The organism is Bilophila wadsworthia ATCC 49260 (assembly GCF_000701705.1).
Classification (GTDB): Bacteria; Desulfobacterota; Desulfovibrionia; order Desulfovibrionales; family Desulfovibrionaceae; genus Bilophila; species Bilophila wadsworthia.
Window position 1 is genome coordinate 1 of sequence record NZ_JNJP01000101.1, and the last position, 10,132, is coordinate 10,132.

Genomic DNA, 10,132 nt, shown 5'->3' on the forward strand with positions numbered 1-10,132 from the left:
GGCTTGGAGGGGGAGGGAGGCCCTTTCTCCAGAAAGGGCCTCCCTCCCCCTCCAAATCGTCATGTCCCTCTACCTCACACCAACCCACTTGTGGGTCTGCAAACCGAGGCTCCAGCGGGGATGCAGGAGACAGTAGGCGATGCACTCGCGGGTGTTGGCCTTGTTGCGCGGGTCGTCGCATGGCTGGAGCAGGAAATGCCGGAAATCCAAATCCTCGAAATCCTCGGGCGAACACCCTTGCTGCGGCCAGACAAGTTTCAGCTCGTGGCCGGAAGTCGTGGCCAGCGGGTTGGAACCCTTGGGGCTGACCGTGATCCAGTCCAGCCCCTCGGGCAGGGGCAGCGTGCCGTTGCTCTCCACGCCAAGCTCGAACCCGAGGGCGTGCAGGCGATCGATAAGCTCGCGGGTGAGCTGCAAGGCCGGTTCGCCGCCCGTGAACACGATGTAGGGCTTGCGCCCGCCGTAGGCTTGGGGATCGAGCACAGGAAAGGTGGCGGCGATGGTTTGCGCCAGTTCCTCGGCCGTGGCGAAAACCCCGGCATCCGCGCCGACGAAATCCGTGTCGCAGAACCGGCATTTCGCCGTGGCCCGATCCTCGGGGCGGCCCGACCAGAGGTTGCACCCGGAAAAGCGGCAGAACACCGCCGGACGCCCGGCCTGTGCGCCCTCGCCCTGTAACGTGTAGAAGATTTCCTTGACCCGGTATGCCATGTTTTCCTGCTCCATTACGAAATGGAGGCGGTGGTTTCATCATTGATTTCAAATGAATCAAGTCGCCGCCGATTTTTATTGAGAGACATGGACGCTGTGTCCGCCCGGCCTTCGTTACAAACGTTTTAGGAGGGAAGGGGAGGGGAAGGGCAGCCCTTTTTCAAAAGGGTGCCCTTCCCCTCCCCGATTCGCTCATTTCCCTTCCGAATACTCTTTCCATCCGTGCTCGCGCAGCTTGCAGGCGGGGCACTGGCCGCAGCCGTAGCCCCACGGGTGCAGCTCGCCGCGATCCCCGATATAGCAGGTGTGCGTCACGGTACGGACACACTCCACAAAAGGCGCGCCGCCTTCCTGCTCGGCGAGGGTCCATGTGCGGGCCTTGTCCAGCCACATCAGGGGGGTATGCACGACGAAACGGGCGTCCATGCCGAGGTTGAGGGCGACCTGCATGGCCTTGACGGTGTCGTCGCGGCAGTCGGGATAGCCGGAAAAATCGGTTTCGCAGACGCCCATCACCAGATGCCGGATGCCCTTGCGCCACGCCAGCGCGGCGGCGGCGGTGAGGAACACGAGGTTGCGGCCCGGCACGAATGTATTGGGGATGCCCTGCTCGTTGAACGCGATTTCCATGTCGCTGGTCATGGCCGTTTCGCCGATCTGGTTGAACAGGCCGAGGCTGAGCAGGGTGTCCTCGCCGAGCCTGGCGGCCCACGATGCGGGCAGGGAGGCGTCCGAGCGGACGGCGTTCAGTACGTTCCGGCGGCACTCCATTTCCACATGATGCCGCTGTCCGTAGTCGAAACCGACCGTAAAGACGCGATCGAAACGGTTGAGGGCCCATCCGAGGCAGGTCGCGGAGTCCTGTCCGCCGGAAAAAATGACAAGGGCCGAAGAGTCTGTATTGCTGGTCATATGCTGTCCTGAAAAGGCGTTGTTGTAGTCTCGAACGGTTGCTAACGCAGGGAGTGGGAGCTTGTAAAGCACGTGAGTTGTAGCGTAGTATAAGGCAACGCCGCCGCATGGACGGCCTCCGCCCCGAGGGCGGGAACATTTGACGATACCGCGCGGGGTCCGCCCCGGGCGAAAGATACGCATGAGGTGATGTGATGTCCAATTCCAGCGCGCTTTCCTCTTCCTGCTGCGCCCTGATTCTCGCGGCGGGCAAGGGTACCCGTATGCACTCCAAGAAGCCCAAGGTGTTGCACACTATTTTGGGCGAACCGTTGCTTGGGCATGTGGCGGGAGCGCTGCGCCCCCTGTTCGGCGAGGCGGTATGGGCCGTCATCGGGCACGAGGCGGATATGGTGCGGGCGGCGTTTGCGGGCCGCGATCTGCGTTTCGTGGAGCAGAAGGAACAGCTCGGCACCGGGCACGCCCTGATGGTCGCCCTGCCGGAACTGAAGCGGGCGGGCATGAAGAAAGTGCTTGTGGTCAACGGGGACACCCCGCTGATCACGACGGATACGCTGCGCGATTTCATGTTTTATGCTGAAGGCGCGGACGTGTCCGTGGCGACGCTGACGTTGGAAAACCCCGGCGCGTATGGCCGCATCGTCCGTCAAAACGGCGAACTGCGTGCCATCGTGGAAGCGAAGGATTTCGACGTCGCCGTCCACGGGGAGCCGACCGGCGAGATCAACGCGGGGATCTACATGCTGAACCTTGAAGCCGTGGAAATCCTTGTCCCGAAGCTCGGCAACGAGAACAAGAGCGGCGAATATTACATCACCGACCTTGTGGGCATGGCCGTGGCCGAAGGCATGGTCGTGCGCGGGCTGTCCTGCGGCAGCGACCCGAACCTGCTCGGGATCAACAATCCCGCCGAACTGGCGGCATCCGAGGAACTGCGGCGGCGTGCCATCGTGGAGGAACGGCTGGCGGCCGGCGTGGCCATGCACGGCCCGGACATGGTCCGTATGGGCCCGTATGTAACCGTGGAGCCGGGCGCGGAACTGTTCGGCCCCTGCGAACTGTACGGCCATACGCACATCGCCTCGGACGTGATCATCGAATCGCATTGCGTGATCCGGGACAGCCGCGTGGAAAGCGGTACGGTTGTGCATTCCTTCTCGCATATGGACCATGCCGAGGTCGGCCCGGACTGTCTCGTGGGGCCGTATGCGCGGCTCCGCCCCGGCGCGGTGATGGAACGCGGGGCGCATATGGGCAACTTCGTGGAAATGAAGAAGGCGCGCCTCTGTGAAGGGGCCAAGGCCAACCACCTTACCTATTTGGGGGATGCGGAGGTCGGCGCGCGGGCGAACATCGGAGCGGGTACGATCACCTGCAACTATGATGGCGTGAATAAATACAAAACCGTCATCGGCGAGCACGCGTTCATCGGCAGCAACACCGCGCTGGTGGCCCCGGTCACCGTGGGCGCGGAGGCGCTCGTGGGCGCGGGGTCGGTCATTACGAAGGACGTGCCGGACGGCGATCTGGCCGTCGCGCGCGGCAAGCAAATGAATGTGCACCGCAAATAGGTGCGTTTCAGAGGTTATATCAGAGAATTGCGCCGGGAGATGCCGCTCAGGGGAGGGGTATTCGGCGGGTAATGTGGGAACAAGGCTTCCAGCGTCTTGAAGAACTGTGGATATTCCGTTACTAAAAGAACATCTCCGGATTATGACAAACGGATTTGATGCGCGTATTCCCGAAAAGGTGGGCCCCGGCACCTCCGCCGACACGGCGACCGCCTTTGCGAAAACTGTATCGTACCCTTTTCTTCTCACCCTCAATCTTGCCATGAAACGGCAAAAAGAGTAGAGTCTTCGCATGGAACTTTTTGATCTCTTGGAAACCCGTGTGGTTGAGCTTCTCGGCCAGATTGATACCCTCCGCGAGGAAAACAAGACCTTGCAGGAAAAAGTAAACGCTCTCGACGAGGAGAACAAGACTCTGAAGGAGTCTTTGGAGCAGGAGCAGCACACTAAGGAAGAGATTAACGGCCGCATCGACACGTTGCTCTCGACGATTCGCGAGTTTACGGCCGAAGCGTAACCGACCGATATCCGTATGCACAGCTTTCAGCTCAATGTCCTCGGCATGGACATTTCCTTCCGTACGGATGCTGATTCCGCTCGTATCGAGCGGGCTCAGGACTTCGTCGAGAAGCAGTATGAGAGATTGAAAAACCAAGGAGGGCAGTTCGGCAGGGAAAAACTGCTGACGCTTCTGGTTTTGGGAGTTGCAGACGACTTGTTACAAACACAGCAGCAGCTTGACGGCGTGGAGACTCGCCTCGCCAACTTGCTGGAGCTTATAGAGAAAACGGATTAATTTGTTGGCAAAATGTTCCCTGGAGCGTTCGTGATCCGCCTATTGGTGCTGACCTCACAAGCTTAGAAATTGGGAGCCGAGCGAGAGATTGGTGTGCATGCCCGACTTGTCGGGAAGTCTAAAGATCTGTCCAAGGTTCCCCCCTGGGAGACCAGGTTCCGCACCGGTATTCTGACACGGCGCTCTGGGGTCATTTCTGGTGTCCTGTTCTGGGACACCGCTTATACAGATCCGTCTTTTCCATTGTGCGGATCGTGTTGTCTTCTTCTTTTCCCATCAGAATGTCCTCCCCATGCCTTGGACGATGCTGTCTGCCGGCAGCTTCATGACATTGCATAAACGGGCTTCGGCCCGACACTATAAAGGGAGGGGATTTATGGAATTTTTTACCGCCTTGAGCGTCCTCGCGGCGATATGCGTCAGCGGGGGCGTGGGCTTTTATCTCAATAAACACCTCAATGCCAAGCGGATTGGCGACGCCACCGAGCTGGCGACCCGCATAGTTGAAGAATCCCGCAAGGAAGCTCAGGCGCAGAAGAAGGAAATCCTTCTTCAAGGCCAGGACGAGCTGTTCAACCAGAAGCGCGAACTTGAGCATGAGTTCAAGGAACGCGAGCGCGAGCTGAAGGCCCGCGACCGCAAGCTTCAGGAGCAGGGCGAGCGGCTTGAGGAAAAGCTTGAAAAAGCGACCGAAAAAGAACACGAACTCCTGAGCGTCGAAAAAGACCTCTCCAAAAAGGAGCGGAAACTTGCCGAGCTTGAGGAAACGCTCAACGAACGCATCGATGAGCAGGAACACCGTCTGCAGGAAGTCTCCGGCCTGACCGCCGAGGAGGCCCGGCAGCGGCTTTTTGCGGAAATCGAGTCCCGCACCCGCCACGAGGCCGCCAAGATGATGCGCCTCATTGAGGCCGAAGCCCGCGAAACCGCGGACCGCAAGGCCAAGGAGATCATCGCCTGTTCCATCCAGCGCTATGCGGGCGACTATGTGGGCGAACACACCGTCACCGCCGTGACCCTGCCCAGCGAAGACATGAAAGGCCGCATCATCGGCCGTGAAGGGCGCAACATCCGCGCTCTGGAAGCCGCTACCGGCGTTGATCTCATCATCGACGACACTCCCGAGACAGTCATCCTGTCCGCATACAGCCCCCTGCGCCGCCAGGTCGCCAAGATGGCCCTTGAACGCCTCATTCAGGACGGGCGCATCCATCCGGCCCGCATTGAGGATGTTGTCCACAAATGCGAGCAGGAGCTTGAAGTGCAGATCCGCGAAGTGGGCGAACAGGCCACGTTCGACGCGGGCGTGCACGGCATCCATCCCGAACTCGTCCGCTTTCTGGGCCAGCTCCGTTACCGTACCAGCTTCACGCAGAACGTGCTCCAGCATTCGCTGGAAGTTTCCGCCCTGTGCGGCATGATGGCCGCCGAGCTCGGCATGGACATCAAGAAAGCCAAGCGCGCCGGCCTGCTGCACGACATCGGCAAGGCCGTCGACCACGAGGTCGAAGGCCCGCACGCGCTCATCGGCGCGGATCTCGCCAAAAAGTACAATGAAAGCAAGGAAATCCTGCACGCCATCGCCGCACACCATGAGGATCAGCGCCCTGAAACCGCGCTGGCCGTGCTGGTGCAGGCTGCGGACTCCCTTTCCGGGGCCCGTCCCGGCGCGCGCAAGGAACTCTTGGAAAGCTACGTCAAGCGCCTTGAGGATTTGGAAAACATCGCTTCCGAATTCGACGGAGTATCCAAAGCGTACGCCATTCAGGCCGGGCGCGAAATCCGCGTCATGGTCAATTCCGAAAACGTGGATGACGATCAGACCTACATGCTCTGTAAGGGCATCACCGGCAAGATTGAAGAAAACCTTACCTATCCCGGCCAGATCCGCGTCACGGTCATCCGTGAGCGCCGGGCCGTCGGCTACGCGAAATAGCCGCCGCTCCTCATGCCATTCACGGGAGGGAACTTCGGTTCCCTCCTTTTTTTATGCTGGAGGGCATTGGGGAGAGCGGACCGCAAATGATGCCGCCTCTTCAACCCTCGGCTCTGTGAAAAGATTCTCTTTATCCATCTGCGGTCTTGCTGTGTTGGAGTAGGCAGCGCCCACACATGCATTGTCTCTCCGGGGAAACGACGCGCTTTGCACTGACATACTGCCATCAATCTACAAAAATGTAGATTGATAGGTATTTCCTACAAAAAGGTCTTTTTGGAGAAAACCCCATGGAATTCAATTTGATTGAGCGTTCAAGGAATGAACGCTGGCGGATGAAGGAAGAAATTCCGATTGAAAAATCCATGAAATCAAATGGATGGATGAATTCTACGTAAAGGTGGAATTTTTTCATGCACGCCTCGTCCCTTTCCTCCGGAAGAAGGGAAATCTGGAATTCAACCTCAGGGTATAGACGGGATAACTTTGTGATTTTAATCCATTACAGAATGGACGTGTTCGCCGCTCACGCTTTGAATATGTTGGCCCCGATTTTGCTTCTATCCGGGCATCAACCTATTCGAGGAGTGATCCCATGAGTTCCACCGTCCGTGAAACAGCCCTTGATCATATTTCCACCGCCCAGCCTGTTGCGCCTCTTCCGGCTCCGGAGCAGGGCAAGGCTCTTGCCAACGGGTATGGCTGCGATGTGTTCAACACGCGCGTCATGCGTCAGCGCCTCCCGCGTGAGGTGTATGACCGCCTCATGCGGACCATGACCCATCGTACCCCGCTTGATCCAGCCGATGCCGACATCATCGCCGGAGCCATGAAGGATTGGGCTCTCGAACACGGCGCTACGCATTACACCCACTGGTTCCAGCCCATGACCGGGCTGACGGCTGAAAAGCACGACGCCTTCCTGTCTCCCACGGCGGACGGGCAGGTGTTCGGCGAGTTTTCCGGAAAAATGCTCATCAAGGGTGAGCCGGACGCTTCTTCCTTCCCGTCCGGCGGCATCCGTTCGACGTTTGAGGCCCGCGGCTACACGGCGTGGGACCCTACCTCGCCGGTATTCCTGCTTGGCGACGAGTACGGACGCAAGACGCTGTATATCCCCACGGTGTTCTATTCCTACACGGGTGAGGCCCTTGACCGCAAAACACCGCTGATGCGCTCTGTGGAGGCCGTTTCCGCACAGGCCCTGCGCATCCTCCGCCTGCTCGGCAATACGACGGCTACCGGCGTTCAGGCGATGGTGGGTTCCGAGCAGGAATATTTCCTTGTCGATCGGCGTCTCTATGTCCAGCGGCCCGACCTCATGATGTGCGGGCGCACCCTTTACGGCGCAAAGCCCGCCAAGGGGCAGGAAATGGAGGATCACTACTTCGGCAGCATCCCCAGCCGGGTTCTGGCCTATATGCAGGATGTGGAGCAGCGCCTTTTCGCGCTCGGCATCCCCGCGCATACCCGCCACAACGAAGTGGCTCCCGGCCAGTTCGAGATCGCTCCCGTATACGAGGACGTGAACATCGCCACGGACCACAACATGCTGACGATGGAAGTGATGCGCCGCACGGCCCGGCGGCATGGCTACGTTTGCCTGCTGCATGAAAAGCCGTTCGCGGGCGTCAACGGATCGGGCAAGCACAACAACTGGTCGCTGTGCGATTCCGACGGCCACAACCTGCTGAACCCCGGCGAAACCCCGATGAAGAACGCCCAGTTCCTCGTCTTCCTCGCCGCCGTCCTGCGCGCCGTGCACAAGCACGGCATCAACCTGCGCCTCGGCATCATCGGGGCCAGCAACGATCACCGCTTGGGCGCCAACGAAGCGCCGCCCGCCGTGCTGTCCGTGTATCTCGGGGACAGCCTCTCCGCGATCATCCGTGCCATCGCCTACGGGAAAGAGGCCGCCGGCGGCTGCTCGGAACCGCTCCAGATAGGCGTTTCCGTGTTGCCGAATATCCCGCGCGATCTGTCCGACCGCAACCGGACCAGCCCGTTCGCGTTCACCGGCAACAAGTTTGAATTCCGCGCCCTCGGCTCCTCCCAAAACATCGCTACGGCAAATATTTCCCTGAATGCGGCCATGGCCTGCGCGCTGGACGACATCGCCTCCATGCTGGAAGCCGAGCTTGCCCAAGGGACGCCGCTCAACGCCGCCATCCAGAGCCTGCTCGCCAAACTGTTTGCCGAGCACATGCCCATCGTATTCGACGGCAACGGGTACAGCGACGAGTGGCTTGCCGAGGCTGAAAAGCGCGGGCTGCCGAACCTCAAGGACACCGTGGCCGCCCTTGCCCACTACAGCGACAAGGATGTGATGGCTGTTTTTGAGCGCCACGGCGTCCTGAGCCCGAGGGAAATGCTGTCCCGGCAGGAAATTTTGCTGGAGAACTACACGCACAGCGTATCGATCGAAGGGTATACCGCATTGAAGCTTGGGCGCACCCGCATCCTGCCCGTCGCCTTGGCGTATCAGACCCGCTTGGCGAAAGCGGCTTCGTCCGCAGCGGCTCTTGTAGACGATGCGGCGGAGGAGAAAGCGTATTTTGTACGGGTACGCGAGCAGGTGCGCGGCCTTATGTCCGCTTTGGATACCCTTGAAGCCGCCGTCAACGGCGATTTCGGGGGCACGGCGCTGGCACGCGCCGCCTACGCCCGTGACACCGTGCTCCCGGCCATGAATGCGTGCCGCAATCATGCCGATGCGCTGGAATGTCTGTGCGCCAGCCATGACTGGCCGCTGCCGAGCTACGCCGAACTGCTGTGGCTCCATTAGGCTTCTGAGGAGGGCGTTTCTCCGTTTTCCGAGGCGGGCAGGGAGCTGCCCTGCCGTTGCTGAAGAATATCCCGCTGGGGCCTGTTTGGGCGTGGTGCCCGTCCTCCGGCGACGGCTCCGTGTGCAGTATGGCGCTTTGCCGGAGGGAACGGGAGAGAGGGAAGCCTTTCCGGGAAGGGCTTCCCTCTTTTCGGCTCAGGCGTCCGGAAACGAGAGAGGCAGCCTCTTTCCGAAGAAAAAGACTGCCCCTCTACTCCCACCCTGAAACATTTTCAGGACAGGGTTTGAATACCCGTACTGGGCGAAAAAAGCAAGCTGCATATCGGACTTTGGTTTCCGGAAAAGTCGGTCCCCCTGATGGGTAGTATGCGTATATTTCCATATTTTCCAAATGATTGTCAGGTTGATGTGATGAGGGCGCCCGTTATGGCGCTTGTTGGAGCCTCCGTTGGTTTCCTCTGTGAAACGGCACGGAGGGCGGTTTTTCAACGATAGGGGAAACAGACATGCGGTTTACCAAGATGCAGGCTGCCGGAAACGATTATGTGTATATGGATACGCTCAAGGCACCCATTTCCAGCCCGGAAGCGCTGGCCCGCCGTATCAGCGATCGGCACTTTGGCGTAGGCAGCGACGGGCTCATTCTCATTTGCCCTCCCTCCGATCCCGGTGAGGCGGATTTTCGGATGCGGATGTTCAATGCGGACGGCTCGGAGGCCGAAATGTGCGGCAACGGCATCCGCTGCGTAGGCAAGTACGTCTACGACAACGGGCATACGGATAAGGAACAGGTCCGCATCGAGACGCTGGCGGGTGTTTTGACGCTCCGGCTTCATGTCTCCGGCGGAAAAGTGGAGACGGTGACGGTGGACATGGGCGAACCCCGCCTCGCTCCCAAGGATATCCCGGTGAGCGGGCCCGGCGAGGATTTCATTAACCGGCCTCTGCGGGTACAGGGCCGCGTCTGGAATGTCACGGCGGTTTCGATGGGCAATCCGCACGCCGTCGTTTTCATGCATGGCATCGACAACTTGGATTTATCCGGTATCGGGCCGCAGTTTGAGCATCATCCCTTGTTTCCCCGGCGCACGAACACCGAGTTCGTGGAGGTCGTCGGCAGGCATCATTTGAAGATGCGGGTTTGGGAGCGCGGCGCGGGCGAAACCCTTGCCTGCGGCACGGGGGCGTGCGCGTCCGTGGTCGCCGCCGTATTGACCGGCAATACCGAGCGCAAGGTGCGCATGAAGCTCCTTGGCGGTGAGCTCGACATCGAATGGGATAAGGCCACCAACCATGTCTTCATGACCGGCGGCGCGGTGACGGTGTTTACAGGGGAATGGCTGGGCTAAAGCACTTGGAGGGGGGCGGGAGAACCTTTCTGGAGAAAGGCTTCTCCCGCCCCCCTCCAAACCTCCCCCCAC

At 59.9% G+C, this 10,132-nt stretch carries 8 protein-coding genes and 1 other RNA gene; 7 read left to right on the top strand and 2 right to left on the bottom strand.

What is annotated here, in order from left to right:
- Positions 1–69 precede the first annotated feature (69 nt).
- Together queE and queC are read right to left on the bottom strand one after the other, a co-directional pair.
- Positions 70–711: a 7-carboxy-7-deazaguanine synthase gene (queE, locus tag T370_RS0119295; RefSeq protein ID WP_029436711.1), complete on the bottom strand. Its 642-nt coding sequence runs from the start codon at positions 709–711 to the stop codon at positions 70–72.
- Between the two features lie 192 nt (positions 712–903).
- Positions 904–1,623, bottom strand: coding sequence for a 7-cyano-7-deazaguanine synthase QueC (queC, locus tag T370_RS0119300; RefSeq protein ID WP_005028351.1), 720 nt, complete (start codon positions 1,621–1,623; stop codon positions 904–906).
- A gap of 194 nt (positions 1,624–1,817) precedes the next feature.
- Here queC and glmU point away from each other — a divergent pair, with 194 nt between their 5' ends.
- The 7 genes from glmU (at position 1,818) to dapF (ending at position 10,060) form a co-directional block, all read left to right on the top strand.
- Entirely contained in the window at positions 1,818–3,194 is a 1,377-nt protein-coding gene (gene glmU / locus T370_RS0119305) for a bifunctional UDP-N-acetylglucosamine diphosphorylase/glucosamine-1-phosphate N-acetyltransferase GlmU (RefSeq protein ID WP_029436712.1), read from the top strand.
- A 292-nt stretch (positions 3,195–3,486) separates the two neighbouring features.
- Complete coding sequence (locus T370_RS0119315; RefSeq protein WP_005028353.1) at positions 3,487–3,711, top strand: cell division protein ZapB; 225 nt, start codon at positions 3,487–3,489, stop codon at positions 3,709–3,711.
- Between the two features lie 15 nt (positions 3,712–3,726).
- Complete coding sequence (gene zapA, locus T370_RS0119320) at positions 3,727–3,990, top strand: cell division protein ZapA (protein ID WP_005028354.1); 264 nt, start codon at positions 3,727–3,729, stop codon at positions 3,988–3,990.
- Between the two features lie 13 nt (positions 3,991–4,003).
- Positions 4,004–4,185, top strand: a non-coding RNA gene (ssrS, locus tag T370_RS24615) — 6S RNA.
- 181 nt (positions 4,186–4,366) lie between these two features.
- Positions 4,367–5,926 (top strand): ribonuclease Y, encoded by a 1,560-nt coding sequence (gene rny / locus T370_RS0119325; protein WP_005028355.1) that lies wholly within the window; start codon positions 4,367–4,369, stop codon positions 5,924–5,926.
- A 595-nt stretch (positions 5,927–6,521) separates the two neighbouring features.
- Entirely contained in the window at positions 6,522–8,711 is a 2,190-nt protein-coding gene (locus T370_RS0119335) for a glutamine synthetase III family protein (protein ID WP_029436713.1), read from the top strand.
- Between the two features lie 506 nt (positions 8,712–9,217).
- A complete protein-coding gene (dapF, locus tag T370_RS0119340) occupies positions 9,218–10,060 on the top strand; it encodes a diaminopimelate epimerase (protein WP_029436714.1) in 843 nt (280 codons plus the stop codon).
- Positions 10,061–10,132: the final 72 nt, after the last annotated feature.

Bases quoted from the DNA above. Each gene is read 5' to 3' on its own strand.
- queE (WP_029436711.1), bottom strand. From the start codon at position 711: ATGGCATACCGGGTCAAGGAAATCTTCTACACGTTACAGGGCGAGGGC.
- queC (WP_005028351.1), bottom strand. From the start codon at position 1,623: ATGACCAGCAATACAGACTCTTCGGCCCTTGTCATTTTTTCCGGCGGA.
- glmU (WP_029436712.1), top strand. From the start codon at position 1,818: ATGTCCAATTCCAGCGCGCTTTCCTCTTCCTGCTGCGCCCTGATTCTC.
- T370_RS0119315 (WP_005028353.1), top strand. From the start codon at position 3,487: ATGGAACTTTTTGATCTCTTGGAAACCCGTGTGGTTGAGCTTCTCGGC.
- zapA (WP_005028354.1), top strand. From the start codon at position 3,727: ATGCACAGCTTTCAGCTCAATGTCCTCGGCATGGACATTTCCTTCCGT.
- rny (WP_005028355.1), top strand. From the start codon at position 4,367: ATGGAATTTTTTACCGCCTTGAGCGTCCTCGCGGCGATATGCGTCAGC.
- T370_RS0119335 (WP_029436713.1), top strand. From the start codon at position 6,522: ATGAGTTCCACCGTCCGTGAAACAGCCCTTGATCATATTTCCACCGCC.
- dapF (WP_029436714.1), top strand. From the start codon at position 9,218: ATGCGGTTTACCAAGATGCAGGCTGCCGGAAACGATTATGTGTATATG.